Source organism: Streptomyces yatensis, from assembly GCF_018069625.1.
GTDB lineage: Bacteria > Actinomycetota > Actinomycetes > Streptomycetales > Streptomycetaceae > Streptomyces > Streptomyces yatensis.
This window is the reverse complement of record NZ_CP072941.1, coordinates 7,657,841-7,684,616: the sequence shown is the minus strand read 5'-3', so window position 1 is coordinate 7,684,616 and position 26,776 is coordinate 7,657,841. Positions and strand designations below refer to the sequence as shown.

The window sequence follows — 26,776 nt, the reverse complement described above, 5'->3', positions numbered from 1 at the left end:
CCGCCGGCCGACCGGCGGGGCGCTGTCGGTGGCGGGTTCTACGCTGAGGGCGTGACGATCGCGGAGCGGCAGACACAGCGGGACCCGCACGAGGGGCCAAAGCGGCGGGACGCGCGCGCCTGGGCCTGGGCGGTCCCGGCCACGCCCATCGGCCCGCTGCTGCTCGCGGCCACGGACGAGGGGCTGGTCCAGGTGGTCTTCCACGCGGCGGGGAAGACGGCGGCCGAGGCCGTCGCCAGGCTCACCCGCCGCCTGGGCACCGAGCCCACGCCCCTGCCCTCCCCGGCCGGCGGCACCGCGGCCGCCCCGGCGGCGCCTCGCTGCGCCGAGCATCTCGCCGAGGCGATCCGCCAGGTGGAGAGCTATTTCGCCGAGGACACCAAGGCGTTCACCCTCACCCTGGACTGGTCCCTGACCACCGGCTTCAACCGCCGGGTGCTGCGCGAGCTGGCCGCCCATGTTCCCTACGGCACGGTCGTCGGCTATCAGGACCTCGCCGACCGGGTGGGCGAGCCGGGCGCGGCCCGTGCCGTCGGCGTGGCCATGGGGAGCAATCCGCTGCCCGTTGTGGTGCCCTGCCACCGGGTGGTCGAGAGCGACGGGGGCATCGGCGGCTTCGGCGGCGGGCTGGAGACCAAGCGCTCCCTGCTGGCACTGGAAGGCGTTCTTCCGCAACCGCTCTTCTGAATCGTTCTTCCCGGCCGGGACGGAAATATCTTGTTCCGGAATTCCTCGGCCGTCTTGTGGCGCTTGCCTATCACCCCTATCTTAGGAGCGCCCATCGCCCTGGCATTCCGTCACCCGCCGGGCATGGGGCTCTCATTGCGTTCGGCCGTACGAACCGTACCGCGCGATAACGCTCTTCCCCGCTCTTCCGCACTGCAGCTCATCTGCTCTTCTGCTCTTCTGCTCTTCCTCGTTTCATCGATCTTCCCGCTCCACCCGCTCCTGCGGTTCCCCCTGCCCTACCCGCACGCCCTGTTCTTCCCGCTCCTTGGAAATTCACCGCTCAACTACGTCCCCACAAGTGATCGAATTGGAGAACCATGTCCGGTGTTCTGCTCGCGGGCGGCGCCGCCGCGGCGCTATTCGCCTCGGCCCTTTCCACCCAAGGTGTTTCCTCGGCTCCTGACACGCCGCCGGAAAAGATCCAGATAAGCGTCAAGACGGTGAACGGCTCCGGCTGCCCCAAGGGCACCACCGCCGTGGCCACCGCCGCCGACAACTCGGCCTTCACCGTGACCTACAGCGACTATCTCGCCCAGGTGGGCCCCGGCGCGGATCCGACCGACATCCGTAAGAACTGCCAGCTCAGCCTCGGCGTGCATGTGCCGCAGGGATTCACGTACGCCATCGCCCAGGTCGACTACCGGGGTTATGGCTACCTCGAAAAGGGCGCCAAGGGCACCGAGAAGGCGAGCTACTACTTCCAGGGCTCGGCGGACACCGCGTCACGGACCCATGAATTCAGCGGTCCGTACAACGACAACTGGCAGACCACCGACAGCACCGACTACAGCGCCCTGGTGTGGGCCCCCTGCGGCCAGGACCGCAACTTCAACGTCAACACCGAGCTGCGGGTCAGCGCCGGCACCTCCTCCTCGGGCAGCACCAGCTTCATGGCCATGGACTCGACGGACGGCGGCGTCAGCACCATTTACCACCTCGCCTGGAAGGAATGCCCCTCCGCCGTCCAGTAGCGCGGTAAATCCACCATCGAATGGAGAATCATGCCCGGTGTTCTGTACGCAGGCGGCGTGGTCGCGGCGTTATTCGCCTCGACGCTCACTTCCCAGGCATATGCGCAACCCCCGTTCGACACCGTGCCACCGGACAAGATCGTGATCACGGTCGCCACCGTGAATGGATCGGGCTGCCCGGCGGGCACCGCGGCGATCGCCGTGTCCCCCGACAACACGGCCTTCACCGTGACCTACAGCGAGTACCTCGCCCAGGTGGGCAAGGGAGCCAAGCCGACGGACTTCAGAAAGAACTGTCAGCTGAGTCTGGTCACGCATGTGCCACAGGGCTTCTCCTACGCCATCGCCAGTGTCGACTACCGTGGTTTCGCCCATCTGGAAAAGGGCGCGTCCGCCACGCAGAAGGCCTCGTACTACTTCCAGGGGCAGTCGCAGACCTCGTCCAACACGCATGACTTCGCCGGTTCCTACGACGACAACTGGCAGGTCACCGACACGGCCGATATCGCGACCGTGGTGTGGTCGCCGTGCGGCGAACTCCGCAACTTCAACATCAACACCGAGTTGCGGGCCAACGCCGGAACGTCCAACACCAAGGAAACGACCAGCTTCATCGCGATGGACTCGACCGACGGCGATGTGAGCACCACCTATCACTTCGCCTGGAAGGAATGCCCGCCGGACAAGAAGTGACCTTCCGCGCACCACCCCGGACATGATGTCCCGCGCACCGCCCCGAGACGCACCCCGGTTACGGCTCGGGGCGGTGCCAGGCCGGATGCCGGGGGTCGTCCATCCGCACCACCACATCCGCCGCCTCACCCGGCCCCACCTCGTCCTCGTAGCGCGCGAAGGCCGGCAGGGTCCAGCGGTCGTCCTCCTGCGTGCGGCGGGCGAGGGCCGCCGGGGACAGCCGCAGATGCACCGACAGATCGAACGGGAACCAGTGCCCCAGCAGCAGCGCGCCGTGCAGCAGCAGCACCCCGCCCCGCGGAAGTTCGGCGTACGGGCTGCGCGTGGCCCGGTCGGTCACCGGATCCCACAGGTCGGGCAGGACCCGCCCGGTGCCGCCCGCCCCCGGGTCCAGCGGATCGAAGACCTCGCGCCACAGGGCACCGGTGTCCAGCCAGCGGTCGTAGTACGCGTCGGGGTCCCGCTTCCCGTACTCGAAGCGCAGCGAGGCGGGCCGCCAGAACCCCGCCGACCCGACCACCAGCACCGGACGCCCCCGGATCCGCAGCGCCTCCGACAGATCCCGCGCCAGCTCGGCGGTGGGCGCCGCCGGAGCCCCGTCGACGGCCACTCTCAGCCAGGGGCCGCCGTCCGCCGCCGTCAGCCCGGCGATGCGGTCGGCGGTCGCGTCGGTCAGCCGTTCCCAGGTGATCGCTTCGAGCCGCACGCCCCCATCATGCCGTGGGCTCCCCGGCCCGGGCCGCGGGGGCCCGGCTCCGCGCCCGGGGAGCGGTACCCTCCGGCCATGGCATTTCAGATAGCGCTGCTGCGCGGCATCAATGTGGGCGGGAACAGGAAGTTTCCCATGGCCCGGCAGCGTGAGCTGATGGCCGAGCTGGGCTTCGAGGACGTCACCGTCCACCTCCAGACCGGCAATATCGTCTTCGCCGACCCCGGCACCCCGCCCGAGCGGACGGCCCGCACCCTCGAGGACGGCTTCGCCGCCGACCTCGGCTTTCCCGTGCCCGTCATGGTCCGTACGCGCGATGAGCTGGCCGCGGCGATCGAGGCCAACCCCTATCCGGAGGCCGCGGCCGAACCCAAGACCCTCCATGTGGTCTTCCTGGCGGCCGTGCCCATGGACACGGCCGCGCTGGACGCACTGGATCCGGCAGCCTACGCCCCGGACGAATTCCGCCTCATCGGGCGCGAGATCTTCCTGCGCTGCCCGGACGGGGTCGGCCGCTCCAAGCTGGCGGCGAAGGTCACCAACGCCCGGCTCGGCGTGCCGGCCACCGCCCGCAACTGGAACACGGTCACCAAGCTGCTGACGCTGGCCGACGCCTGAGACGTCTCCTAGACGGGCGAGACCCCCGAGAGGCACACCCCTCAATCCCGAGGTGCGTCCCCCAGGTTGAGCCCTGTTGTGCTCCAGCCGTACCGCTGCCGCAGCCGCATCGCGACCAGGTCGAAGCGCGGCCGGTCGAGTGCGCACGCCTCGCGCCGCATCCCGTCCGGGTGCACCCGCAGCACCCGGTCCACATCGACCCAGGAGTCCCGCCCCGCCCGGTCCCACGGCCCGGAGCCGATCGGCACCCACTCGCGGTCGGCGTCATGCCGCTTGCTCGACAGCTGCACGGCGAGCAGTGTCCCGCCCCGCTCCCGCGCGACCACCAGCACCGGCCGGTCCTTGCCGCGGCCGTCGTTCTCCTCGTACGGCACCCATGTCCAGACGATCTCCCCGGGGTCCGGGTCCCCGTCCGGATCGGGTGCGTACTCCGTCCGTACCCGCCCGACCTGGCGCGGATGAGCCTCGACGGTGGCGGCGGGACCGGTGCTTCCGGGAAGCGCCGCGCCGTCCTCCGTCCCCTGCGTTCCGTTGAATGGCCTGATCACGCGCGACACGTTAACCCGTACGCGGCGGCCGATGACATGGCGGCCCCCTCCGCGTGGAAGGGGCATGTACGTGCCTGATGTTCCCGACCCGGTGGCCGAGCTCGTCAAACGGCGCCATGATCCGGTCGTCGTCCAGACAGTGCGTTCCACGGCGGCCGCGACCATCGCGTACGTCGTCGCCCTCGAGCTCAGCAAGGAACCCGCCCCGCTCACCGCCCCGCTGACCGCCCTCCTCGTCGTCCAGGTCACCCTCTACGCGACCCTCACCCGGAGCCTGCGCAGGGTCGAGGCCGTGGTCGTGGGCGTCCTGATCGCCGTCGCCTTCAGCGTGCTGGTCGGGCTGACCTGGTGGAGTCTGTGCCTGATCATCCTCGCCGCCCAGACCGCCGGCTATCTCACGCGGGTGGGCGACTGGGTCCAGGAGGTGGCGATCAGCGCCATGCTGGTCCTCGGCGTGGCCCAGGTGACCACCTACGCCTGGGACCGGGTGCTGGAGACCCTCATCGGGGCCGGTGTCGGGATGGCCTTCAACTTCTTCCTCGCCCCTCCGGTGTGGGTCGAGACGGCCGGCAAGTCGATCGAGGACCTGGCCCGCCGGATGCGTCAGCTGATGTTGCACATCGGTCAGGAGCTGGGCAGCCAGATCGCCGTCGACCGCGCCGCCGCCCGCCTCTACGAGGCCCGGCGGCTCGACCACGACATCACCCAGGTCGACGCCGCACTCCGCCAGGCGGAGGACAGCGTGCGGCTCAACCCCCGCGTCAAGGAGGGCCTGCTCTACCGCGTGGTGCTCCGCACCGGCCTGGACACGCTGGAGATCTGCACCGTCATCCTGCGCGTGATGTCCCGGACCCTGACCGACCTCGCCAAGGCGCGGACGGAGGAGCCGCTCTTCCCCCCGGAGGTGGCGGAGGCCCTCAAGGACCTCTTCGTCCATCTCGCCGCCGCCGTCGAGAGCTTCGCCGTCCTGGTCACCACGCAGGTCAGCGCCAACGCCGAGGAAGCCGAATCCCGCCTCTCCAGCGAGCTCGTGAAGGCCCACGCGAGCCGCGACCGCGGCGCCGATCTCCTGCTGCGCCGCGTCCAGGAACACCCTCGCCAGTGGCAGCTCCACGGTGCGCTGCTCGCGGAGATCGACCGCATCCTCGACGAACTCGACATGGAGCAGCGCTCCAAACGCCTCATGGAAGAGCTCGACCGCAGCACCCGCGAGAAGCGCGAGCGCTTTCTCTTCCTCCACAAGATCCGGCGCCGGATCCGGCGCTGGATCCGGCGCGACCGTAAGGACGGCTCCCCGGCCGGCTGAGCGGGGGTCCGGGGGCCGCGCACCGGCTCCCGGGCGCGGTCAGCTGAGCGCTCCCGGACGCCGTCAGCTGAGCGCTCCCGGGCGCGGTCAGCTGAGCGGGTAGCGGTCGCGCGGGAAGACGACGTCGTCGTAGGGCTCGTACAGCTCCACGGAGCGGTGGAACTCGGAGGCGAAGTCGTCGGCGAGTTCGGCGACCGTGCCGCGGCCCTCGGTCAGGGCCAGCCAGGACGGGGGCAGGCGGAGGTCGCCGTGGTGGGCGCCGAGGAGGTTGCCGCAGATCGAGCCCGTCGAGTCGCTGTCGCCCGAGTGGTTGACGGAGAGCAGAAGGGCCGCCTGGACAGGGGTGCGCGGGGGCGCCGGGTCGTAGCTGATCTTGCCGCCGGGGCCGTAGAGGATCTGCTGGGCGGGGGTAGGGGCCAGGGCGCTGTAGACCGCGATGGCCAGCGCCTCCTCGGCGACCCAGCCGCCGCCGAGCGATTCGGCCTTCTCGGCGGTCGGATCGCCCTCGGCCGCCAGGTCGACCGCCTTACGGAGGGCGGCGGTGGTCTCCTCGTGGCGGGGGTAGCGGGCGAGGAGTTCCAGGGCGCGCAGGGTCGCGCCTTCGAGGGACTCGCCGTCCAGCAGGCACGCGATCATGGCGGCCAGGGCGCCGGCCGCGTAGGAGCCCGTCGGATGGCCATGGGTGATCGTGGCGCAGCGGGCGGCGAGTTCGAAGCAGTCGCGGGGTTCGAGCCCGGTGAGGCCGAACGGCGCCGAGCGCATCACGGTGCCGCAGCCCTTGGAGCCGGGGTTCACCGGGCCGGGGGTGCCGTCCAGGGGCGCCCGCGGGGCGGGGACATGCTGCGCGGTGAGGCCGGAGAGGCAGGCGTTGCCGGGGGCCCGGCGGGCGTACAGCCAGGGCTGGGTGCGCAGCCAGCCGGAGCGGACCAGGTCGCCGGTGCCCTCGGCGGGCGGCGGCCCGGGGTGGTTCTGGGTGTCCAGCCAGCGCAGATAGGCATGGCGGACGACGGCGGTCTCGGACCCTTCGATGCCCTTGGACGAGGATCTGGCGTGGGCCCGTATCAGGCCCTCGGCCGTGAAGAGCGTCATCTGGGTGTCATCGGTGACCCGGCCCACGACTCCGCTGCCGTCCGGGACGAGGGTGGTGATGCCCGTGGCGCCATAGGTCTCGCGGATCGACCGCAGGGAGAGGAACTCGATCGGATTGCCGAGGGCGTCCCCGATCGCCCCGCCCAGCAGGCACCCGCGGATACGGGCCCGCTTGGCGGCCGATTCGTCCCATGACTGGCGGATCACTGGCAGCTCCTCATCGTCCTGGTCCCAAGCCGTCCCGTGTGGATGCTCACGACATGATCTCAGGTATCGGGGGGCGCCCCCCGGCGGTAGATTCGAGGAGTAACAAAGCGGGAGAAAGCAGAAGAAAGCTGCCGAAAACGGGAGAGACGATGCCCATGCCGACGCGGCTGATCCGCACGGGTGACGAACCGGTACACGCGCGCAGCCCGCTGCGCATGCGGCTGGGGCTGGCCACGTGGGGGCTGCTCTGGACGCTCGGCGGCGCGGTGGCCTTCGCGGTCGTGGGACGGCCGGGATGGGCGGCCGCGTGTGGGGCGCTGGCCGTCGTCACCCTGGTCGATCTGGTCCTGGTGATCCGGCACATCCGGCAGGGGCCGCACTATCAGCCCGGCCCGGACGTGCCGCCGTACGCACCGCTCGGCGAGCGCAGTCGCGGCCGCGGGCGGCGCCGGGCGCCGTAAGGCGTGCACGGCGTGGCCGTCTTACGGCATCGACGCCGTCAGGCATGGCCGCCGTAAGGCGTGACGGACCGCCGTAAGGCGTGCACGGCGCTCCGGGGATGACGGGATATCGACGGCCGGGAGCCCCGCATTCCGGGAGATACTGGCGAGTACCTACTGGGTACCTGCTCAGTACCTGCCGCGACAGGGGGCCGTCATGGGGGTGCTGGCGATCGGCATCGCGCTCTGTGCGCTCGGGCTGATGCTCTCCGGAACCGGAGAGCCATACGAGCGGCGGGAGGCGCGGCCGGGCCGGGAGGCCGACCCGTACGACCTCGTCCGGCAGCGCGGCGTGGCACTGGGGCTCGGCGGCGTGGTGCTACTGGCCGCGGTGGTCCTCGGCGGCTTCGCCCTCTGGCGCTGATCGGGAGCGAGCCGCCGGCGCTGATCTGGGCGGGCCGCCTCGCGCCGACCCGGAGCGGGCCGCCTCGCGCCGACCGGGGGCGAGCCGCCTGGTGCGACCGAGGAGGGCCGCCTCGTGCTGGCCTGGGACGGGCCATCTGGCGCTGGCCGAGGGCGGACTACCCGGCGCTGACCAGAGGCGAGCCACCCGGCACCGACCTGGAGCGAACCGCCCGGCACCGACCGGCGCGAGCCACCCGGCACCGACCTGGAGCGAACCGCCCGGCACCGACCGGCGCGAGCCACCCGGCACCGACCTGGAGCGAACCGCCTCGCGCCGACCGGGGCGGGCCACCCGGCGCTGGCCTTGGGCGAGCCGTGGGGCGACCGGGGCGGGCCGCCCACGGCGGTCCGGCTTGGGCCGCCGGGTACGCGGGCGACGGTTCGCCCGGCCCTGCCGCGGGCCGAACCCGGCGGAGGGGGCGGAGTCCGGGCCCGGCCATCGTCGCGGCCCAGCCCGCGCCCCGTCTGCCGGTCCGTCAGTCCCGCTCGCCGAACCGGGCCGCCTCGACGAAGTCCGGGCGCGGATCGAGCGCCGCGGCCAGCCGGAAGTGGCGGGTGGCCTCGGCCGAGCGGTTGGCCCGCTCCAGGGTGCGGGCCAGGGCGAAGTGGGCGAACGCGTTGTCCGGCTCGCGCTCGATGACGAGCTGGAACTCCAGCTCCGCCGAGCGCAGCTGCGCCGCGAGGAAGAACGCGCGCGCCCGCAGCAGCCGGGCCGCCGTGTTCTCGGGGTGGGCGCTGATGACGGAGTCGAGCAGCTTCACGGCGCCCCGTGGATCTCGGGCGGCGAGCAGTTGCTCCGCGGCGCGGTAGTCGATGACGTGGGTCTCGGGCGTGGGCTCGGGCACAGCCGTTTCCTTCCCCGGGTACGTGCTCGGTGATGGGGCGGTGGATCGGGTGAGGGGATGGGATGAACCGTCACGGATGATCGTTCGCTACGAGGACCACAACAATCACCCCGCACGCCGCATTCCCCGCCGCGGGCGCGCGCACGCTCCGCGCCGCGCCCCGGCTCAACCCCGCACGCTCCGCGCCGCGCCTCCGCTCAGCCCTCCGCGCCGGCCGCCCGCTTCACCAGATCCGCCCAGACCTTGGTGACCTGCGGCTCCAGGGCCTCGATCGGGCCATTGTTGTCGATCACGACATCGGCGATCGCCAGCCGGTCGGCGCGGGTGGCCTGCGCCGCCATCCGGGCCCGCGCCTCGTCCTCGGCCATGCCGCGCAGCCGTACCAGCCGGTCGAGCTGGGTCTCGGGCGTGGCGTCCACGACCATCACCAGGTCGTAGAGCGGGGCCAGCTTGTTCTCGGCCAGGAGCGGGACGTCATGGACCACGACGGCGTCGGGGGCGGCGGCCGCCTGGAGCTCCGCGGAGCGGTCCCGGACCAGCGGGTGGATGATCGCGTTCAGCGCGCTCAGCCGCTCCGGGTCGTTGAAGACGATCCCGCCGAGCCTGGGCCGGTCGAGACGGCCGTCGGCGGCCAGCACCTCGGGGCCGAATTCGGCGACGACGGCGGTCAGTCCCGGCGTGCCCGGCTCGACCACCTCGCGAGCGATCCGATCGGAGTCGATCAGCACCGCTCCCAGTGAGGTCAGGATCCGTGAGACCTCGCTCTTGCCCGCGCCGATTCCGCCCGTGAGCCCCAGCTTCAGCATGGGGCCCACGCTATACGGCGCACCGGCGGGATCCTGGCTCAGGCTCCACCCTCGCCCTCCCGCTCGGCCAGGAACCGCTCGAACTCCGCGGCCAGTTCATCCGCCGAGGGCAGCTCGGCCGGCTCCGCGACCAGATTGCCGCGGCTCTCGGCCCCGGCCACCGCGTCGTACTGGTGCTCAAGGCCCCGTACGAGCGCGACCAGCTCCTCGTCCCCCTCCGAGATCTGCCGCTCGATCTCCTCCTGCGTCTTGAGGGCGTCGTTGCGCAGGGCGTGGGTGGGCCCCGGCAGGACCAGACCGGTGGCCGCGGTGATGGCCTCCAGCGCGGTGAGCGCCGCGTCCGGATAGGCCGACCGGGCCAGATAGTGCGGCACATGCGCGGCGACGCCGAGCACATCGCGGCCCGCCTCGGCGAGCCGGTACTCGATCAGGGATTCGGCGCTGCCGGGCACTTGGGCCTCGTCGAAGAAGCCGCGGTGACCCGGTGTCAGGTCGGTGCGGTTTCCATGCGGGGTGATGCCGACCGGCCGGGTGTGCGGAACGCCCATCGGGATGCCGTGGAAGTTCACCGCGAGCCGCACGTTCAGCCGCTCGACCATCTGGCGCACGGCCGCCGCGAACCGCTCCCACTCCACGTCCGGCTCCGGCCCGGCGAGCAGCAGGAACGGGGCCGCGGTCGCGTCGCGCACCAGATACAGCTCGAGCTTCGGGGTCTCGTACGCGGTCCAGCGGTCGCGCTGGAAGGTGAGCAGGGGACGCCGGGCCCGGTAGTCGACCAGCCGGTCATGGTCGAAGCGCGCGACGACCTTGCGTGGCAGGCCGTCGAGCAGCCGCTCGACGATCTGGTCCCCCGTCTCGCCGGCGTCGATATAGCCGTCGAAGTGGTACAGCAGCACCAGCCCGGCCGAGTCCCGCGAGGCTATCGCGTCGACCTCCGCCAGCCCGCTCGGTTCCCATGCGTACAACTCCTGCGGATCTTGCACTGTGACCGCTCCTCCTTGTGTCCGCTCCGAAGAACACCGAATAAGGGCGGGGGCATTCCCCGGGCGGTATCCGGGCCGGCCCGGCGGCCGTGAACCGCGTGGCGAAGGGGCCCACTTGGGCTGACGGGAGCGGCCCGAACTCGACGTCGGCGCACTTCGCGGGGTTGACGCGCATATGCGGCACGCCTATCTTCGCCAGCCGTCAGCGGTTCATCATGTCATCCGGCGTTCACTGACCAGAACCCAGCGTGTTCACCTCTGGCCACGGCACAGGAAGGCAGCCTCCTATGCACTCCCCCGGCCGCACTCCCACCCGATTACGCACCTTCGTCACCGCCTCCGCCGCCGGGCTGGTCGCCGCCGGTGGGCTGATCGCGGCCGGCACGACCGCGCGGGAGGCCCCCGCCGCCACCGCCGTCCCGATCTCCGTGAACGACGCGGACGGGCTCAGGGAGGCCCTTGCCGGGGCCCGGCCCGGCGATACGATCCGGCTCGCCGACGGCCGGTATCGCGGCAGCTTCGAGATCACCGCCTCCGGCACCTCGGGCTCGCGGATCACCCTCACCGGCTCGCCGAAGGCGGTCCTCACCGCGAGCGGCGGCTATGGGCTGCGGCTGAACGGCGCCTCGTACTGGACCGTCAGGGGGATCACGGTCCGCGGCGGCCGGGAGGGCATCAGGATCGACGCCGCCCGGAGCGTGACCGTGGAGTCCGTTTCGGTCAGTGTGCGGCGGCCCGGGCATGCGTAAGGCCCGCTCCCCGGGGGGAGCGGGCCTTACCCATTCAGCTGGTGCCGACTAGCGGCCGGTGATCAGCTCTGGCCGCCGGCCAGCTTCTCGCGAAGCGCGGCCAGCGCCTCGTCCGAGGCCAGGGCGCCGGAGTTGTCGGCCGACTCCGAGGAGTACGAACCGCCGCCGCCGGACGCCTGCCCGCCGGGCGCCGGAGCGGCACCGCTGCCCGCCTCGGCAGCGGCCTGCTCGTCGGCCTCGCGGGACTTGATGACCTGCGCCTGGTGCTGCTCGAACCGCTGCTGCGCCTCGGCGTACTGGGTCTCCCACGCCTCCCGCTGGGTCTCGAAGCCCTCGAGCCAGTCGTTGGTCTCGGGGTCGAAGCCCTCGGGGTAGATGTAGTTGCCCTGGTCGTCGTAGGACGCGGCCATGCCGTACAGGGTCGGGTCGAACTCGACCACGGACGGGTCGGCGCCGAACGCCTCGTTGGCCTGCTTCAGCGAGAGGCTGATGCGGCGGCGCTCGAGGTCGATGTCGATGACCTTGACGAAGATCTCGTCGTTGACCTGGACGACCTGCTCCGGGATCTCCACGTGGCGCTCGGCCAGCTCGGAGATGTGGACCAGACCCTCGATGCCCTCGTCCACGCGGACGAACGCACCGAACGGAACGAGCTTGGTGACCTTACCCGGGACGACCTGACCGATCTGGTGGGTCCGGGCGAACTGCTGCCACGGGTCTTCCTGGGTCGCCTTGAGCGACAGGGAGACGCGCTCGCGGTCCATGTCGACGTCCAGGACCTCGACCGTGACCTCCTGGCCGACCTCGACGACCTCGGAGGGGTGGTCGATGTGCTTCCAGGACAGCTCCGAGACGTGGACGAGACCGTCGACGCCGCCGAGGTCCACGAACGCACCGAAGTTGACGATGGAGGAGACGACGCCGGAGCGCACCTGGCCCTTCTGGAGGGTGGTGAGGAAGGTCTGGCGGACCTCGCTCTGGGTCTGCTCCAGCCAGGCGCGGCGGGACAGGACCACGTTGTTGCGGTTCTTGTCGAGCTCGATGATCTTCGCCTCGAGCTCCTTGCCCACGTAGGGCTGGAGGTCGCGAACGCGGCGCATCTCCACCAGGGAGGCGGGGAGGAAGCCACGGAGGCCGATGTCGAGGATGAGACCACCCTTGACGACCTCGATGACGGTACCGGTGACGATCCCGTCCTCTTCCTTGATCTTCTCGATGGTGCCCCAAGCGCGCTCGTACTGCGCGCGCTTCTTCGAGAGGATCAGCCGGCCTTCCTTGTCCTCCTTCTGGAGGACCAGGGCCTCGATCTCATCGCCGACGGCGACGACCTCATTGGGGTCGACGTCGTGCTTGATCGACAGTTCGCGGGAGGGGATGACGCCTTCGGTCTTGTAACCAATGTCGAGCAGGACCTCGTCCCGGTCGACCTTCACGATGACGCCGTCGACGATGTCGCCGTCGTTGAAGTACTTGATCGTCTCGTCGATCGCGGCGAGGAAGGCTTCCTCGGAACCGATGTCGTTTACCGCCACCTGCGGGGTGGTGCGGGTTGCCTCGGTGCTGCTCGTCATGTGGAAAAGGGCTCCGGTACGGACATGAAGTCGTAGGTACTGCTACGCCGGGGGCCCTTATCGCACTGCCGAAGCCGGACAGCCTTGGAGGCACCGAATCTTTCCGATTTCGAATGATCGAAAAGCCCATGTACCTCGACAACCGAGGGGACATACAACAGATGCGAGTGCGGCCTGCTCGGTCCGAGGCGCACAGGCCCGCAGCGCAACTTGTAGCATACGGGGGCAGCCGGGCATGGTCAATGCACGAAGAGCACACGTGGGGATTAACTCCCCGAACCCGGCCAATTGCATGGTCCGTACTGCGACGCGGTCTTCACCGTGCCCCGCAGCCACAGGTCGATACAGAGAGTACGACGACGCGCGCGATGCTCCAAGAACACGAGCCCAGCACCCCTGAGGAGGCGGCCGAGCCGACGGCCACCCGCCGGATCGCCGACGAGGCGGAGAGCAGCCGGGCCAGCCGGGGATGGTGGGACCGCAACGCGGACGAGTACCAGGAGGAACACGGCGCCTTCCTGGGCGACGACCGGTTCATCTGGGGCCCGGAGGGACTGGACGAGGCGGAGGCCGGGCTGCTGGGCCCGGTGGCGGCGCTCAAGGGGCGCGATGTGCTGGAGGTGGGCGCGGGCGCCGCACAGTGCGCCCGCTGGCTGGCCGCCCAGGGGGCGCGGCCGGTGGCCCTGGACCTCTCCCACCGGCAGCTGCGGCACGCGCGGCGGATCGACGCGGAGTCAGCCGCCGGGGGCGGCGACGGGGCGGGCGAGCGGGCCGGGGTCGCGCTGGTGCAGGCCGACGCCACGGCCCTGCCCTTCCGGGACGGCTCGTTCGACCTGGCGTGCTCGGCGTACGGGGCGGTGCCGTTCGTGGCCGAGCCGGTGCGGGTGATGCGCGAGGTGCGCCGGGTGCTGCGGCCTGGCGGGCGGTGGGTCTTCTCGGTGACGCATCCGATCCGCTGGGCGTTCCCCGACGAACCGGGGCCCGAGGGGCTGTCCGTCGCCGGCTCCTACTTCGACCGCACGCCCTATGTGGAGCAGGACGAGTCGGGCCGGGCCGTCTACGTGGAGCACCACCGGACGCTGGGCGACCGGGTGCGGGACGTGGTGGCGGGGGGCTTCCGGCTGGTCGACCTGGTCGAACCGGAGTGGCCCGGGTGGAACCACCAGGAGTGGGGCGGCTGGTCCCCCCTGCGGGGGAACCTCATCCCGGGCACGGCGATCTTCGTATGCGAGCGGGACTGAGCGGGATCGGGGCAGAGCCGTTGACCACTCCTGGGGACCCGCGCGCCGAGGCCCTCGACCGCCTTCCCGTACGCGAGGCCGTCCCCGCGCTGCTGCGCGCGCTCGAGGACCGCGGGGTCGCCGTGCTGTGCGCGCCTCCGGGGACCGGTAAGACGACGCTGGTGCCACTGGTGCTCGCCGGGCTGGTGGGCGGCGGACCGGTGCGGCGGGTGCTGGTCGCCGAGCCGCGGCGGATCGCGGCACGGGCCGCCGCGCGGCGGATGGCGTGGCTGCTGGGCGAGCGGCCGGGCGGGAAGGTCGGCTTCACCGTGCGCGGGGAGCGGCAGGCCGGCCCCGGGACCGTGGTCGAGGTGGTCACCACCGGTGTGCTGCTGCAACGGCTGCAACGCGACCAGGAGCTGGCCGGCGTCGATGTGGTCGTGCTCGACGAATGCCATGAGCGCCATCTGGACGCGGACACGGCCGCCGCCTTCCTGCTGGACGTCCGGGCCGCCCTGCGCCCCGACCTCCGGCTGATCGCCGCCTCGGCGACCACGGACGCGGAGGGCTGGGCGCGGCTGCTCGGCGACGGCGGGAACGAGGCGACGGACGGCGGGAACGAGGGGACGGACGGCGGGAACGAGGCGACGGACGGCGGGGACGGGCCTGAGGGGCCCGCGCCGGTCGTCTCGGCACCGGGTGTGTCCCATCCGGTGGAGGTGGTGTGGGCACCGCCCGAGCGCCCCGTACGGCCGCCGCACGGGATGCGGGTCGACCCCGCCCTGCTGGACCATGTCACGGCCGTGGTGCGGCGGGCGCTGCGCGAGCGGGAGGGCGATGTGCTGTGCTTCCTGCCGGGCGTGGGCGAGATCGCCCGGGTGGCCGGGAAGCTGGGCGGGCTCGCCGAGGCGGAGGTCCTGCAGGTGCACGGGCGTGCGCCGGCCGCCGTACAGGAGGCGGTGCTGGCCGGTGCGGACGGCGGACGGCGGCGGGTGGTGCTGGCCACCTCGGTCGCCGAGTCGAGCCTGACCGTGCCGGGCGTGCGGATCGTCGTGGACTGCGGGTTGGCGCGTGAGCCCCGGATGGACCACGCACGCGGGCTGAGCGCGCTGACGACCGTAAGGGCGTCACGGGCGGCCGCCCGGCAGCGCGCGGGCCGTGCGGGCCGTGAGGCGCCCGGGGCGGTCTACCGCTGCTGGCCGGAGGCGGAGGACGCCCGGCTGCCGCGTTTTCCGTCCCCGGAGATCGCCGGCGCGGACCTTACGGCCTTCGCGCTGCAGACGGCGTGCTGGGGCGATCCGGACGCCTCGGGGCTGGCCCTGCTCGATCCGCCGCCCACCGGGGCGATGACGGCCGCCCGCGAGACGCTGACCGCGATCGGCGCCGTGGACGCCGCCGGACGGGCCACCGACCGCGGCACCCGGATGGCCCGCCTCGGCCTCCACCCCCGCCTCGCGCGGGCGCTCATCGACGGCGCGAAGGAGGTCGGCGCGCGCCGGGCGGCCGAGGTGGTGGCCCTGCTGAGCGAGGAACCCCCGAGGGAGTACGGCGACGACCTCGCCGCCGCCTGGCGCACCGCCCGCCACGGCGGGGACCCCTACGCCGCCCGCTGGCGCCAGGAGGCCCGGCGACTCGAACAGGCCCTCACCGGCACGGACGGCGCGCGGCCCGATGGCGCACGTGGCGCGCAGCGGGCGGCGCGCGGCGATGACGCCGTGGCGGGGCTGCTGGCCGCGCTGGCGTTCCCGGAGCGGGTGGCCCGGCGGCGCGGCGAGCGGGCGTACCTCATGGCCGCCGGGACGGGCGCGGAACTGGGCGAGGGCTCGCGGCTGGGCGGGTCGCCGTGGCTCGCGGTGGCCGTCGCGGACCGGCCGGTGACCGCCGCGTCGGCGCGGGTGCGGCTCGCGGCCGTAACCGACGAGGACACCGCCCGGGCGGCGGCCGCGGCGCTGGCCTCGGAGGGTGCGGAGGTGCGCTGGGCCGACGGGGACGTCGTGGCGCGCCGGGTGGCCCGGCTCGGCGCGATCGAGCTGGTGTCCCGGCCGCTGGCCGAGCCCGATCCCGAGCTGGTGCGGCAGGCGCTGCTGGAGGGGCTGCGCCGCGAGGGGACGGGGCTGCTGCGCTGGTCGGCGCAGGCCACGGCGGTCCGGCAGCGAATGGCGTTTCTCCACCGGGAGCTGGGCGGGGCCTGGCCGGATGTCTCCGACGCGGCACTGCTGGACCGCGCGGACGACTGGCTCGGGATGGAGCTGGCGCGGGCGCGCGGGCGGGCCGATCTGGGGCGGGTGGACGCGGGAGCGGCGCTGGCCCGCCTGATGCCGTGGGCCACGGGCGAGGCCGCGCGGTTCGAGGAGCTGGCGCCGGAGCGGATCGAGGTGCCGAGCGGCTCGCGGGTGCGAGTGGACTACGGCGCGGACCGGCCCGTGCTGGCGGTGAAGCTGCAGGAGCTGTTCGGCTGGCAGGAGGCGCCCCGGATCGCGGGCGGGCGGGTGCCGCTGCTGGTGCATCTGCTGTCCCCGGCGGGGCGTCCGGCCGCGGTCACCGCCGATCTGGCGTCGTTCTGGAAGGACGGCTACCGCGCGGTGCGGGCCGAGCTGCGCGGCCGGTACCCCAAGCATCCGTGGCCGGAGGATCCGTCGACGGCCGAACCGACCCGGCGCACCAACACCCGCCGCTGAGCCCGCCCGACGTCAGCCGCTCAGCCCGTAGTCGTAGCCGCAGAGCCCGCCCGACGCGTGCCACTGAGCCCCGCCGCCGCTGAGCCCGCCCGACGCCCGCGCGCTCGGCCCACGGCCGCCGGGGGCCGCTCAGCGGGCCCCATCGGGCATCAGCGGGCCGCGTCGGACACCAGCCGACCCCATCGGGCATCAGTTGGACATCGGCGGCCCGCATCGGGCATCAGTCGGCCCAGTCGCGCAGCCGACGCGCGGTCTCGCCGAGCCGGAATCCGCTGATCTCCCGTATCTCGCGGACGAGTTTGACCATGCCGCCGGGCGGAGGCGTGATCGGCTCTCCCGACTCCTCCATGTACATCCGCGCGCAGGCCGCGCCGATCGTGGCGTTGTAGTCGGAGAACGGCTCGAGGATCAGTGAGGTGTGCAGAAAGGTCGCGGCGCGGGCGGCGGCCTCCTCGTAATAGGGCTCCCCCGAGAACCGCTCATAGCGGTGGCGTTCGGTCATGCAGTGCAGCGCACCCCAGTCCCGGACCGGGGTGTTCACCGGGGAGACCTCGACCTGGACGTTCAGCACCCAACCGGCGTCGACATACAGGATCACCGCATGCCGTGCGGGAACTCCCGCTCGAACTCGGGCTTGTACTCCAGGGCGAACTTCACGGCGCCCTCGACGAAACGCTGCTTCTGCCGCCGCCGGACCACGTCCTCGGTCAGTATGTCGTGCGCCAGGCGCTTGATCGCGACGCCCTTCTCCCTCGCCTCGGCACGCAGCTCGGCCAGCTCCTGCTCGGTGAACTCAATCGTGATGCCAGGCATGGGCGGCATGCTAGCCACGCCTTCGCCCTGATCACTACCGGCTTGGCCACCACGAGCGAATCGCGGGGACGCGGGTTGACGCGGTGATGGACATGGCGATTGACGCGGCGGCCGCCCCGCTCAGCACTCCAGCCTCAGGGCGAACTGCTCCCCCGTCGGGAACGGTTCGTCCACGGGGTGCGGCCCGACCCATATGAGCGCCTGCTCGAAGGTCATATACGAGCCGTTGTCGACGCACTGGCCGACCACCACCGCATTGCCGCCGCAGCGCCAGGCGGCGTAGTTCCACGGGTGGTCGCCCTTCTCGTCCCGCACGACGGTCTCCGGCTCGCCCAGGCGCTCGCCGAAGGCGTCGACGGCGGCGCGCCACCGGTCGTCGAAGACCGAGCGGTCGGCGTCGCGGTCGAAGACCCATGCGGGGTCCTCGGAGTGGTATTCGGCGAGCCAGTCGACATTGCCGCTGAGCCCGTCGGCCTGCAACTCCGCGTCGAAGTCGTCCGGCTCGTAGTAGTAGCAGAACGGGATCAGGCATTCGGTGTCCGCGTCATCGGGCCCGCCGAACCACTCCGGATGGACAAAGTGCCCGGTGTTGGTGGCGTGGGAGGACGTGTGGGAGCGGTCGGGCACCCAGCCGAAGCGCTCGGCGGCGGCCGCCGTGGCGCCCGGCGTCCACTCCAGGCGCGCCAATTCGACGATGTGGCCGACGAGTTCGGGCCCGGGGACGCAGCTGTTCACTGGCATGGTCATACGCTATGGCCCGCCACCGACAACGGGGTCGGCGCCGCCGCGGCCGACGGCGGGCCGGCCGCGCGCCCGCGGGCCTCCAGCAGCAGGGCGAGCGCGAGCAGGGCCAGGCCGAGGATCAGGAAGCCCCACGGCAGATAGGCCGTGAGCAGCAGGACCAGCTGGCGCTGGGACTTCACCATGTCGACCGTGTGCCGGATGTAGTCCTCGCGCATCTTCACATGGCCGGAGAAGACGGTCACCCGGTCGCGGTCGCCCAGCAGGGTGCCGCCGCGCAGCTCCTCCTTGTGGATCTCCTGCCCGTTGACCGGGGCGCCGGTGGTGGGCTCGACCCAGAACATCCGCTTGGTGCTGTACCAGCGGGAGGTGCCGGCCTTGCGGACGGTCTCGGGGGTGACGCCCTCGACCGGCATGGTCTTGGGCAGCGCCACCTTGGTCCAGGGGATGGTCTGTTCGAAGTAGTAGACCTTCAGGCCGCGGAAGGTCTGGGTGGCCTTGTAGTGGATGGGGGCGGAGGTGCGGGTCTGGGCGTCGAAGTAGCGGTAGTCGCGCTTCTCGGTGAGGAACGGCCATTTGAACTCGATGCCGTCGCGGCGCACCGCGTCCCCGTCGACATGTTCCCCGCCCGCGTGCACCGGGTCCTGGGAGTGGGCGTCGAAGACATAGCGCTCGGGGATCTTGGAGACCATCTTGCCGTCGGGCCCGGCCACATAGGACAGGGCGTCCCAGACGACGACATCGCGCCCGGTCGCCTTCCCGGTCTTCTCGGCGGCGGGCACATTGCCGCGCAGGGTCTGCACGATGCTGACCTTGGAGACCTTGCGGGGCCGCATGGTGCCGTAGTCGAGCAGGGTGGCCGGACTGGCCTCCAGGACCGCCGTCTGGTACTCGCTGGGCGGGATCTTGGCCAGCCGGGGATAGGCGTACCAGCGCAGCAGCGGCGCGAGGGCGGCGAAGAAGACGGCGAAGGCCAGCAGCACCAGGCTTGCTCTGCGGCGCATGGCGGATGTCCCTCCCTCAGGGGTGCTTGGGGACGGTGGTGAGCAGGGGTTCCGGGGAGGTCTTACCGCTGGGCGCGCCGATGGCCGTCATCGTGAGGACGATGGCGAGGGCGGCGGCGAGTCCGATCGCGGCGGCGGCGAGGGCGCGCATACGGGCCTCCTCGTGGTCCGGTACGAGGCACTGCCTGACGGTTCGTCAGGGATGGGGCACCGTAGCAACGGGGGCCGCAGATGAGAACACGAAGGCGCGAAAGCGTCGCGCCGCCCCTGGCCCGGTGGGGGGCTCAGAGGCGGCGCGAGGAACCGCGTGATCCGCGGCGGTGTTCGGCTGCCGGACGGCTTACGAGGCGGGTGAGGCGGGGGCCTGGGTCTGGGCCTGGGTGACCGTCAGCTCGATGTCCAGGACGGCGCCGCCCTTGGCGGTGAGGCGGAGCAGGAAGGTGCCCGCGTGGTCATCGGTGAGGATCTTCGGCAGGGTGAGCTGCCCGAGGGCGTCGGTCTTCAGGGCGGTCAGGGTGCGCACCGGCTTGCCCTTGTCGTCCAGGAAGTAGGGCCCCTTGTCGTTGAGGTCGGGGTCCTTCGCCGAGGTGATCATGGTGGCGGTCACCGGCACATCCGCCGTGGCCTTGCCCTTGCTGGTGGCCGTGACGGTGAGCGCGTCGGCGAAGGAGGCGCCGGTCCGGGCCGTGAGCTCCTTGTCGCCGGAGCGGGCCAGCGCATCGGCCTGCGGTACGGGACGGGCCTTGACGGTCGCCGCGAACTCGACCGGGGCGGCCTCCCGCCCCACGGCGGTGGCGCGCACGGTGAAGGTGCCGGCCTTCTCGCCCGCGAGCAGCTTCGGCGCGGTGGCGGTGCCGTCGGTGCCGGTCAGCATGGTGGCGGACTTGACGAGGCCGAGGAAGCGCGTGTCGGTCTCGCCGAGGATCTCGTACCTCACCCGCGCACCGGCCACCGGCTTGCCCACGGCGTCCACGGCCTTGACGCGTGGCGACTGGGCGAAATCGGTGCCCGCGACGGCGGACAGCTCCTTCGCGCCGACCGTGGTGAGCTTGCTGGTGCCGCTCGGGGTGGACGGCGGAGTGGTCGGGGGCTTGGGGGTCGGGGTCCCGGTGCCGGGGGTCCCGGGAGTTCCACCGTTCTCGCCGGCCGGAGGGGTCGGGGTGGAGGTGTCGGGCTTGTCTTCGGGCTTGGGCAGGGTACGGGGGTGCTCCGGGTCCTTCCCGGTGTCCTTGCCGTTTCCGCCGCCGTTGCCCGAGTCCTTGCCCGAGTCCTTGCCCTTGTCGCCCGAGCCGCCGGAGCCGTCCCCGGAGGGCAGCACACCGGTGCCGTCGGGGACCTCGTGGGTGCCGCGCTTGTAGTACTCGAACCACGACAGGACGGTGTTCAGATACTCCTGCGAGTGGTTGTAGCCGAGGATCGCGCGGTCCAGATCGGCCTTGACGGACAGATCGCGGCCGTCCGCACAGAGGTAGTTGCCCGCGGCGAGGGCGGCGTCATAGATGTTGTTGGGGTCCCTCTCGCCGTCACCATTGCCGTCCCGCCCCCAGTTGGCCCAGGTGGAGGGGATGAACTGCATGGGGCCGACCGCGCGGTCATGGGTGCTGTCGCCGTCGTAGGCACCGCCGTCGGTGTCCTTGATCAGGGCGAAGCCGTCGCCGTTGAGGACCGGGCCGAGGATGGGTGAGACGGTGGTGCCGTCGGCCTTCACATTGCCGCCGCGGGCCTGGCCGGACTCGACCTTGCCGATCGCGGCGAGCAGCTGCCAGGGCAGGTTGCAGCCGGGGTTTGACTCCCTCAGGGCCGCTTCCGCCTTCTTGTAGGCGTCCAGCACGCTCGCCGGTATGCCCGCCTCGGGCTTGGTGTTGCCACTCCCGGGGAGCCCGGGCAGATCGATCGAGGAGCCCGGCTTGTCGGGAGTGACCAGCGGTGGCAGATCGGTGTGGTACGACGAACCACCGTCAATGGGGGTGTCGTCGGGCGCCGGTGCCTCCCCCGCCCGCTGCTCCCGGTGCCGGTCGCCCTGGTCGGAGTCGGCGAACCCGGGTGCCTGGGAGGCGGTGAGGGCGGCCATCGCGGCCGCCGCCACCGCCGTCGTGGCGGCCCCCTTGCGCAGTCGTCGGCCGATTAGCGGTGCCATCCGTGTGTCCCTCCCGTCGAACACAGTGCGCTCCCCCGGCGCGTCAACTCTGGTGACACTACGACAACTTATGGCCCGCAGCTACCGGTGCAAACACCGCATCAGTGGAACCCTCAGTGAGCCGCCGATTCCCAGTCCGACCCGGATCCTACCGATACGTCCAGCGGAGCGCTCAGACCGAAGGCGCCCGTCATCTCCCGGCGGACCAGCTCCTCGACCCGCTCCCGCTCACCGGACGCGATCTCCAGCACGATTTCGTCGTGGACCTGCAACAGCATCCGCGACGAGAGTTTCTCCCGCGTCAACGCCGCGTCCACCTTGAGCATCGCGATCTTCACGATATCGGCGGCGGTGCCCTGGATCGGGGCGTTGAGCGCCATCCGCTCGGCCATCTCGCGGCGCTGGCGGTTGTCGCTGGTGAGGTCCGGGAGATAGCGGCGGCGGCCGAGCATGGTCTCCGTATAGCCGGTGGCGCGCGCCTCCTCGACGACCCGCTGCAGATAGTCGCGCACCCCGCCGAACCGCTCGAAGAAGTTCTCCATCAGCTTGCGGGCCTCATCGGGGGTGATGCCCAGCTGCTGGGAGAGGCCGAACGCCGAAAGGCCGTACGCCAGCCCGTAGGACATGGCCTTGATCTTGCGGCGCATCTCCGGGTCGACCGCCGACTTGTCGACGGAGAAGACCTGGGAGGCGACCGTGGTGTGCAGGTCCTCACCGGAGGTGAACGCCTCGATCAGGCCCTCGTCCTCGGAGAGATGGGCCATCACGCGCAGCTCGATCTGGCTGTAGTCGGCGGTCATCAGCGACTCGAAGCCGTCGCCGACGACGAAGCCGCGCCGGATCGCCCGGCCCTCGTCCGTGCGCACCGGGATGTTCTGCAGATTGGGGTCGGTGGAGGAGAGCCGGCCGGTGGCCGCCACCGTCTGGTTGAAGCTGGTGTGGATGCGGCCGCCGGGGGCGATGGTCTTGATCAGGCCCTCGACGGTGGAGCGCAGCCGCGCCTGCTCCCGGTGGCGCAGCATGATCACCGGGAGCTCGTGGTCGGTCTGCGCGGCCAGCCACGCCAGCGCGTCGGCGTCCGTGGTGTACCCGGTCTTGGTCTTCTTGGTCTTGGGCAGGCCCAGCTCGCCGAAGAGCACCTCCTGGAGCTGCTTGGGCGAGCCCAGGTTGAACTCATGGCCCACCGCGGCGTGCGCCTCCTGCACGGCGTGCTGCACGGCGGCCGCGAACTGCTGCTCCATGCGCTCCAGCCAGCCGCGGTCGGCGGCGATGCCCGAGCGCTCCATCCGGGCCAGCAGCTCGGAGACGGGCAGCTCCATGTCGTGCAGCAGCCCGGCGGCGCCCACGTCCTTCAGCCGGCCGCCGAACGCCTCGCCCAGGTCCAGAATGGTCCGCGCCTTGATCATCAGGGCGTCCCGCTCGGCCTCGTCATCGGCACCGAAGGCCAGCTGTCCGCTGTCCGCGGCGACCGCCGGGGAGAGCTCACGGCCCAGGTACTCCACCGACAGGGCGTCCAGCTCGAAGGAGCGGCGGCCGGGCTTGACCAGATAGGCCGCCAGCGCGGTGTCCATGGTGACGCCCGCGACGGACCAGCCGTGCTCGGCGAAGACCCGCATGATCCCCTTGGCGTTGTGCAGCACCTTGGGGCGGTCGGGGTCGGCGATCCACTCGGCGAACGCCCGCTCATCGGCCTCGTCCAGCTGCGAGGGGTCGAAGAACGCGGCGGGGCCGGATCCGGTGGCCAGCGCGATCTCGCTGACGCTGCCGCTGCCCAGCGCCCAGGTGTCGACCGTGGCCAGGCCCAGCGGAGCGTCGCGGTGGCTCTCCAGCCAGGGGGCGAGCTCGCCCGCGCCCAGCACCACGCCGTCCACCGCGATACCCGGCTCCGCGGCCGCGGGCTCGTCCGCCGCCGCGCCCGGGTCGACGGCCATGATCCGGTCGCGGAAGTTCTGGTGGCGGAACTCCAGCGCGTCCAGGATCACCGAGAGCGCCTCCCGGTCGTACGGAGCGCGCCCCAGCCCCTCGGGGCCGGCGGCCAGCTCCACGTCCCGCACCAGCTCGGTCAGCTGGCGGTTGAGCTTGACGGACTCCAGGTGGTCGCGGAGCTTCTCGCCGACCTTCCCCTTGACCTCGTCGACCCGCTCCACCAGCTCCTTGAACGAGCCGAACTGATTGATCCACTTCGCCGCGGTCTTCTCGCCGACGCCCGGGATACCGGGGAGGTTGTCCGACGGGTCGCCGCGCAGGGCCGCGAAGTCGGGGTACTGGGCCGGGGTGAGGCCGTACTTCTCCTGCACCTTCCCGGGGGTGAACCGGGTCAGCTCGGAGACGCCCTTGGTGGGGTAGAGCACCGTGACATGGTCGGTGACCAGCTGGAACGAATCCCGGTCGCCGGTGACGATCAGCACGTCGAAGCCCTGCTCCTCGGCCTGGGTGGCGAGGGTGGCGATCACGTCGTCGGCCTCGAAGCCGTCCACCGCGAACCGCGTGATGTTCATGGCGTCGAGCAACTCGCCGATCAGCTCGACCTGGCCCTTGAACTCGTCGGGGGACTTGGAGCGGTTCGCCTTGTACTCCGTGAACTGTTCGGAGCGCCAGGTCTTGCGCGAGACGTCGAACGCCACGGCGAGGTGCGTGGGCTGCTCATCACGGAGCGTGTTCGCCAGCATCGAGGTGAAGCCGTAGATCGCGTTGGTGGTCTGGCCGGTGGTCGTGCTGAAGTTCTCCGCCGGCAGCGCGAAGAACGCCCGGTATGCCAGGGAATGCCCGTCCAGCAGGAGCAGGCGGGGACGGTCCTCCCCCGTGCGGTCGGGCGCGGGCGCTGCGGTCTTCTTCGATGCTTTCTCTGCCACGCCCCCGATCCTGCCACGGCCCACCGACAATGCCTCCCGCCCCGGCCACCGGACCGGATCGCACCCGGCCACCGGACCGGCCCGCCCCGGCCACCGGACCGGACCCGGCACAAGATCGGACCTGGCCGCGTACAAGATTCGGAGCAGGCGGCGCCCGAGACCGCGCCCCAGCCCGGCCGGACCGGGCCGCCGCCTCGGCTGTCGTAGGCCCGTGACAGGATTTGACCTACAGGTCCACGCACAGGTCCCGCAACGTTCGAGCCCAAGGGGAGCGACGATGGCAGCCAAGCCGCCCGCAGGCGATCCGATCCAGGACGCGCCCGAGGTCACACCCCCGCAACATGCCGCCGCCGGGCTGCCGGCCGTGGGGCATTCGCTGCGCATCGCCCAGCAGCAGATGGGGGTGCGCCGCACCGCGCTCACCCTCCTGCGCGTCAACCAGAAGAACGGCTTCGACTGCCCCGGCTGCGCCTGGCCCGAGCCGGACAAGCGCCACGCGGCCGAGTTCTGTGAGAACGGGGCGAAGGCCGTCGCCGAGGAGGCCACCCTTCGCCGGGTCACCCCCGACTTCTTCGCCGCCCACCCGGTGGCCGACCTCGCCACCCGCAGCGGCTACTGGCTCGGCCAGCAGGGCCGGCTCACCCAGCCGATGTATCTGGACGAGGGCGCCGAGCGGTACGAGCCGGTGTCCTGGGACCGGGCCTTCGACATCATCGGCGACGAGCTGACCGCGCTCGACTCCCCCGACGAGGCGGTCTTCTACACCTCGGGCCGCACCAGCAACGAGGCGGCCTTCCTCTACCAGCTCTTCGCCCGCGAATTCGGCACCAACAACCTGCCCGACTGCTCCAACATGTGCCATGAGTCCTCCGGCTCGGCGCTCACCGAGACCCTCGGCGTCGGCAAGGGCAGTGTGCTGCTCGAGGACCTGTACCAGGCCGACCTGATCATCGTGGCCGGGCAGAACCCCGGCACCAACCACCCGCGCATGCTCTCCGCCCTGGAGAAGGCGAAGGCCGGCGGCGCGAAGATCATCTCCATCAACCCGCTGCCCGAGGCCGGGCTGGAGCGGTTCAAGAACCCGCAGAACGCACGCGGCATCGCCGGCGGCGGCACCGCGCTCACCGATCTCTTCCTGCAGATCCGGCTCGGCGGCGACCAGGCCCTCTTCCGCCTCCTCAACAAGCTCATCCTGGAGACAGACGGGGCCACCGACGAGCAGTTCATCGCCGAGCACACCCACGGCTTCGAGGAGTTCGCCAAGGCCGCCCGGGACGCCGACTGGGACGAGACGCTGCGCGCCACCGGCCTCGACCGCGCCGACATCGACCGCGCGCTGCGCATGGTCCTCGACTCCCAGCGCACCATCGTGTGCTGGGCGATGGGCCTGACCCAGCACAAGCACTCGGTGCCCACCATCCGGGAGGTCGTCAACTTTCTGCTGCTGCGCGGCAATGTCGGCCGCCCCGGCGCCGGAGTCTGCCCGGTGCGCGGCCACAGCAATGTGCAGGGTGACCGCACCATGGGCATCTTCGAGCGCCCCGCCCCGGCCTTCCTCGACGCCCTGGAGCGCGAGTTCGGCTTCGCCCCGCCCCGTGAGCACGGCTTCGACGTCGTGCGGGCCATCCGCGCCCTGCGCGACGGCCAGGCGAAGGTCTTCTTCGCCATGGGCGGCAACTTCGTGGCGGCCTCCCCCGACACCGAGGTCACCGAGGGCGCGATGCGCGCCGCGCGGCTGACCGTCCATGTCTCCACCAAGCTCAACCGCTCCCATGTGGTCACCGGGGCGCGGGCGCTGATCCTGCCCGCCCTCGGCCGCACCGAGGCCGATCTGCAGGGCGGCGGCCCGCAGTTCGTCACCGTCGAGGACTCCATGGGCATGGTGCACGCCTCCCGCGGGCGCCTGGAGCCCGCGAGCCCCCATCTGCTCTCCGAACCGGCCATCGTCTGCCGGCTGGCCCGCCGGGTGCTCGGCCCCGAAAGCCACACCCCCTGGGAGGAGTTCGAGAAGGACTACGCACGGATCCGCGACCGCATCGCCGCCGTCATCCCCGGCTTCGAGGACTTCAACGCCCGGGTGAGCGACCCCTCCGGTTTCGCCCTGCCGCACGCCCCGCGCGACAGCCGCAGCTTCCCCACCACCACCGGTAAGGCCAACTTCACCGCCGCCCCCGTCGAGTACCCCACGGCGCCCGAGGGCCGGCTGCTGCTGCAGACCCTCCGCTCCCACGACCAGTACAACACCACCATCTACGGCCTGGACGACCGCTACCGCGGCATCAAGAACGGCCGCCGGGTGGTGCTGGTGCACCCCGAGGACGCCCAGGAGCTCGGGCTGGCCGACGGGAGCTACGCCGACCTGGTCAGCGAGTGGACGGACGGCACCGAGCGGCGCGCCACCGGCTTCCGCGTGATCCACTACCCGACCGCGCGCGGCTGCGCCGCCTCGTACTACCCGGAGACCAACGTCCTGGTCCCGCTGGACGCCACCGCCGACACCAGCAACACCCCGGCGAGCAAGTCCGTGGTGGTCCGCCTGGAACAGACACCCCCGGCCTAAGCGTTTACTCAGTCACCTGGTAAGAAGGTGGCCACCACAAGC

At 71.7% G+C, this 26,776-nt stretch carries 25 protein-coding genes; 11 read left to right on the top strand and 14 right to left on the bottom strand.

Going from position 1 to position 26,776, the window contains the following annotated elements; genetic code table 11:
- Positions 1–51: 51 nt before the first annotated feature.
- The 3 genes from J8403_RS32055 to J8403_RS32045 all read left to right on the top strand — a co-directional run bounded on the left by J8403_RS32055 (position 52) and on the right by J8403_RS32045 (position 2,393).
- Positions 52–687 (top strand): methylated-DNA--[protein]-cysteine S-methyltransferase, encoded by a 636-nt coding sequence (locus tag J8403_RS32055; RefSeq protein ID WP_211126211.1) that lies wholly within the window; start codon positions 52–54, stop codon positions 685–687.
- A 359-nt stretch (positions 688–1,046) separates the two neighbouring features.
- A complete protein-coding gene (locus tag J8403_RS32050) occupies positions 1,047–1,700 on the top strand; it encodes a DUF4360 domain-containing protein (protein WP_211126210.1) in 654 nt (217 codons plus the stop codon).
- Positions 1,701–1,730: 30 nt separating this feature from the next.
- Positions 1,731–2,393 carry a DUF4360 domain-containing protein gene (locus J8403_RS32045; protein WP_211126209.1) on the top strand — a complete coding sequence of 221 codons (663 nt, stop codon included), beginning with the start codon at positions 1,731–1,733 and terminating at the stop codon, positions 2,391–2,393.
- 58 nt (positions 2,394–2,451) lie between these two features.
- Here the strand turns inward: J8403_RS32045 and J8403_RS32040 are convergent, their stop codons facing one another.
- Positions 2,452–3,099 (bottom strand): nucleoside/nucleotide kinase family protein, encoded by a 648-nt coding sequence (locus J8403_RS32040; protein WP_211126208.1) that lies wholly within the window; start codon positions 3,097–3,099, stop codon positions 2,452–2,454.
- Positions 3,100–3,177: 78 nt separating this feature from the next.
- On the opposite strand from J8403_RS32040, the gene J8403_RS32035 reads away from it, so the two are divergent.
- Positions 3,178–3,720, top strand: coding sequence for a DUF1697 domain-containing protein (locus J8403_RS32035; protein ID WP_211126207.1), 543 nt, complete (start codon positions 3,178–3,180; stop codon positions 3,718–3,720).
- Positions 3,721–3,761: 41 nt separating this feature from the next.
- On the opposite strand, the gene J8403_RS32030 is transcribed toward J8403_RS32035, so the two are convergent.
- The gene (locus tag J8403_RS32030; RefSeq protein ID WP_246586084.1) at positions 3,762–4,268 is read right to left on the bottom strand and encodes a type II toxin-antitoxin system PemK/MazF family toxin; all 507 of its coding nucleotides are present in this window, start codon (positions 4,266–4,268) and stop codon (positions 3,762–3,764) included.
- A gap of 70 nt (positions 4,269–4,338) precedes the next feature.
- On the opposite strand from J8403_RS32030, the gene J8403_RS32025 reads away from it, so the two are divergent.
- On the top strand, positions 4,339–5,574 hold the full coding sequence (locus J8403_RS32025; RefSeq protein ID WP_211126206.1) for an FUSC family protein: 1,236 nt from the start codon (positions 4,339–4,341) through the stop codon (positions 5,572–5,574).
- An 87-nt stretch (positions 5,575–5,661) separates the two neighbouring features.
- Here the strand turns inward: J8403_RS32025 and J8403_RS32020 are convergent, their stop codons facing one another.
- Positions 5,662–6,870, bottom strand: coding sequence for an ADP-ribosylglycohydrolase family protein (locus J8403_RS32020; RefSeq protein ID WP_211126205.1), 1,209 nt, complete (start codon positions 6,868–6,870; stop codon positions 5,662–5,664).
- Between the two features lie 155 nt (positions 6,871–7,025).
- On the opposite strand from J8403_RS32020, the gene J8403_RS32015 reads away from it, so the two are divergent.
- A complete protein-coding gene (locus J8403_RS32015) occupies positions 7,026–7,331 on the top strand; it encodes a DUF6343 family protein (protein WP_211128532.1) in 306 nt (101 codons plus the stop codon).
- Positions 7,332–7,527: 196 nt separating this feature from the next.
- Positions 7,528–7,734 carry a hypothetical protein gene (locus tag J8403_RS32010; RefSeq protein ID WP_211126204.1) on the top strand — a complete coding sequence of 69 codons (207 nt, stop codon included), beginning with the start codon at positions 7,528–7,530 and terminating at the stop codon, positions 7,732–7,734.
- A 517-nt stretch (positions 7,735–8,251) separates the two neighbouring features.
- Here the strand turns inward: J8403_RS32010 and J8403_RS32005 are convergent.
- The 3 genes from J8403_RS32005 to J8403_RS31995 form a co-directional block, all read right to left on the bottom strand.
- The gene (locus J8403_RS32005; protein WP_059144952.1) at positions 8,252–8,620 is read right to left on the bottom strand and encodes a tetratricopeptide repeat protein; all 369 of its coding nucleotides are present in this window, start codon (positions 8,618–8,620) and stop codon (positions 8,252–8,254) included.
- A 197-nt stretch (positions 8,621–8,817) separates the two neighbouring features.
- Positions 8,818–9,426, bottom strand: a complete 609-nt coding sequence (gene coaE, locus J8403_RS32000) for a dephospho-CoA kinase (protein WP_211126203.1) — start codon at positions 9,424–9,426, stop codon at positions 8,818–8,820.
- A 38-nt stretch (positions 9,427–9,464) separates the two neighbouring features.
- Complete coding sequence (locus tag J8403_RS31995; protein WP_093460953.1) at positions 9,465–10,409, bottom strand: PAC2 family protein; 945 nt, start codon at positions 10,407–10,409, stop codon at positions 9,465–9,467.
- 287 nt (positions 10,410–10,696) lie between these two features.
- Here J8403_RS31995 and J8403_RS31990 point away from each other — a divergent pair, with 287 nt between their 5' ends.
- Positions 10,697–11,158, top strand: a complete 462-nt coding sequence (locus J8403_RS31990; RefSeq protein WP_211126202.1) for a hypothetical protein — start codon at positions 10,697–10,699, stop codon at positions 11,156–11,158.
- Between the two features lie 62 nt (positions 11,159–11,220).
- On the opposite strand, the gene rpsA is transcribed toward J8403_RS31990, so the two are convergent.
- A complete protein-coding gene (gene rpsA / locus J8403_RS31985) occupies positions 11,221–12,729 on the bottom strand; it encodes a 30S ribosomal protein S1 (RefSeq protein ID WP_093460957.1) in 1,509 nt (502 codons plus the stop codon).
- A gap of 368 nt (positions 12,730–13,097) precedes the next feature.
- Between rpsA and J8403_RS31980 the strand changes: the two genes are divergently transcribed.
- Both J8403_RS31980 and hrpB read left to right on the top strand, forming a co-directional pair.
- The gene (locus tag J8403_RS31980; RefSeq protein ID WP_211126201.1) at positions 13,098–13,970 is read left to right on the top strand and encodes a class I SAM-dependent methyltransferase; all 873 of its coding nucleotides are present in this window, start codon (positions 13,098–13,100) and stop codon (positions 13,968–13,970) included.
- Positions 13,955–16,627, top strand: coding sequence for an ATP-dependent helicase HrpB (gene hrpB / locus J8403_RS31975; RefSeq protein ID WP_246586083.1), 2,673 nt, complete (start codon positions 13,955–13,957; stop codon positions 16,625–16,627). The genes J8403_RS31980 and hrpB overlap by 16 nt, the downstream gene beginning before the upstream one ends.
- A gap of 220 nt (positions 16,628–16,847) precedes the next feature.
- Here the strand turns inward: hrpB and J8403_RS31970 are convergent, their stop codons facing one another.
- The 7 genes from J8403_RS31970 to polA form a co-directional block, all read right to left on the bottom strand.
- A complete protein-coding gene (locus J8403_RS31970) occupies positions 16,848–17,225 on the bottom strand; it encodes a hypothetical protein (RefSeq protein ID WP_078640848.1) in 378 nt (125 codons plus the stop codon).
- Positions 17,222–17,440, bottom strand: a complete 219-nt coding sequence (locus tag J8403_RS31965) for a hypothetical protein (RefSeq protein WP_043240610.1) — start codon at positions 17,438–17,440, stop codon at positions 17,222–17,224. The genes J8403_RS31970 and J8403_RS31965 overlap by 4 nt, the downstream gene beginning before the upstream one ends.
- A gap of 120 nt (positions 17,441–17,560) precedes the next feature.
- A complete protein-coding gene (locus tag J8403_RS31960; protein WP_237511332.1) occupies positions 17,561–18,181 on the bottom strand; it encodes a hypothetical protein in 621 nt (206 codons plus the stop codon).
- Positions 18,182–18,183: 2 nt separating this feature from the next.
- A complete protein-coding gene (pgfA, locus tag J8403_RS31955; RefSeq protein WP_211126198.1) occupies positions 18,184–19,185 on the bottom strand; it encodes a cell envelope lipid trafficking protein PgfA in 1,002 nt (333 codons plus the stop codon).
- A gap of 16 nt (positions 19,186–19,201) precedes the next feature.
- The gene (locus J8403_RS31950; RefSeq protein WP_107119256.1) at positions 19,202–19,336 is read right to left on the bottom strand and encodes an SPW_0924 family protein; all 135 of its coding nucleotides are present in this window, start codon (positions 19,334–19,336) and stop codon (positions 19,202–19,204) included.
- A gap of 189 nt (positions 19,337–19,525) precedes the next feature.
- Positions 19,526–21,322, bottom strand: a complete 1,797-nt coding sequence (locus tag J8403_RS31945; protein WP_211126197.1) for a lytic transglycosylase domain-containing protein — start codon at positions 21,320–21,322, stop codon at positions 19,526–19,528.
- Positions 21,323–21,435: 113 nt separating this feature from the next.
- Positions 21,436–24,174, bottom strand: a complete 2,739-nt coding sequence (gene polA / locus J8403_RS31940; RefSeq protein WP_211126196.1) for a DNA polymerase I — start codon at positions 24,172–24,174, stop codon at positions 21,436–21,438.
- Between the two features lie 277 nt (positions 24,175–24,451).
- On the opposite strand from polA, the gene J8403_RS31935 reads away from it, so the two are divergent.
- The gene (locus J8403_RS31935; protein WP_211126195.1) at positions 24,452–26,734 is read left to right on the top strand and encodes an FdhF/YdeP family oxidoreductase; all 2,283 of its coding nucleotides are present in this window, start codon (positions 24,452–24,454) and stop codon (positions 26,732–26,734) included.
- Positions 26,735–26,776: the final 42 nt, after the last annotated feature.

What these genes read in the sequence shown, in the direction of transcription:
- J8403_RS32050 (WP_211126210.1), top strand. Translation starts at nt 1,047, where the DNA reads ATGTCCGGTGTTCTGCTCGCGGGCGGCGCCGCCGCGGCGCTATTCGCC.
- J8403_RS32045 (WP_211126209.1), top strand. Translation starts at nt 1,731, where the DNA reads ATGCCCGGTGTTCTGTACGCAGGCGGCGTGGTCGCGGCGTTATTCGCC.
- J8403_RS32035 (WP_211126207.1), top strand. Translation starts at nt 3,178, where the DNA reads ATGGCATTTCAGATAGCGCTGCTGCGCGGCATCAATGTGGGCGGGAAC.
- J8403_RS32015 (WP_211128532.1), top strand. Translation starts at nt 7,026, where the DNA reads ATGCCGACGCGGCTGATCCGCACGGGTGACGAACCGGTACACGCGCGC.
- J8403_RS32010 (WP_211126204.1), top strand. Translation starts at nt 7,528, where the DNA reads ATGGGGGTGCTGGCGATCGGCATCGCGCTCTGTGCGCTCGGGCTGATG.
- coaE (WP_211126203.1), bottom strand. Translation starts at nt 9,426, where the DNA reads ATGCTGAAGCTGGGGCTCACGGGCGGAATCGGCGCGGGCAAGAGCGAG.
- J8403_RS31990 (WP_211126202.1), top strand. Translation starts at nt 10,697, where the DNA reads ATGCACTCCCCCGGCCGCACTCCCACCCGATTACGCACCTTCGTCACC.
- rpsA (WP_093460957.1), bottom strand. Translation starts at nt 12,729, where the DNA reads ATGACGAGCAGCACCGAGGCAACCCGCACCACCCCGCAGGTGGCGGTA.
- J8403_RS31980 (WP_211126201.1), top strand. Translation starts at nt 13,098, where the DNA reads ATGCTCCAAGAACACGAGCCCAGCACCCCTGAGGAGGCGGCCGAGCCG.
- hrpB (WP_246586083.1), top strand. Translation starts at nt 13,955, where the DNA reads ATGCGAGCGGGACTGAGCGGGATCGGGGCAGAGCCGTTGACCACTCCT.
- J8403_RS31965 (WP_043240610.1), bottom strand. Translation starts at nt 17,440, where the DNA reads ATGCCTGGCATCACGATTGAGTTCACCGAGCAGGAGCTGGCCGAGCTG.
- J8403_RS31960 (WP_237511332.1), bottom strand. Translation starts at nt 18,181, where the DNA reads ATGCCAGTGAACAGCTGCGTCCCCGGGCCCGAACTCGTCGGCCACATC.
- pgfA (WP_211126198.1), bottom strand. Translation starts at nt 19,185, where the DNA reads ATGCGCCGCAGAGCAAGCCTGGTGCTGCTGGCCTTCGCCGTCTTCTTC.
- J8403_RS31950 (WP_107119256.1), bottom strand. Translation starts at nt 19,336, where the DNA reads ATGCGCGCCCTCGCCGCCGCCGCGATCGGACTCGCCGCCGCCCTCGCC.
- J8403_RS31945 (WP_211126197.1), bottom strand. Translation starts at nt 21,322, where the DNA reads ATGGCACCGCTAATCGGCCGACGACTGCGCAAGGGGGCCGCCACGACG.
- J8403_RS31935 (WP_211126195.1), top strand. Translation starts at nt 24,452, where the DNA reads ATGGCAGCCAAGCCGCCCGCAGGCGATCCGATCCAGGACGCGCCCGAG.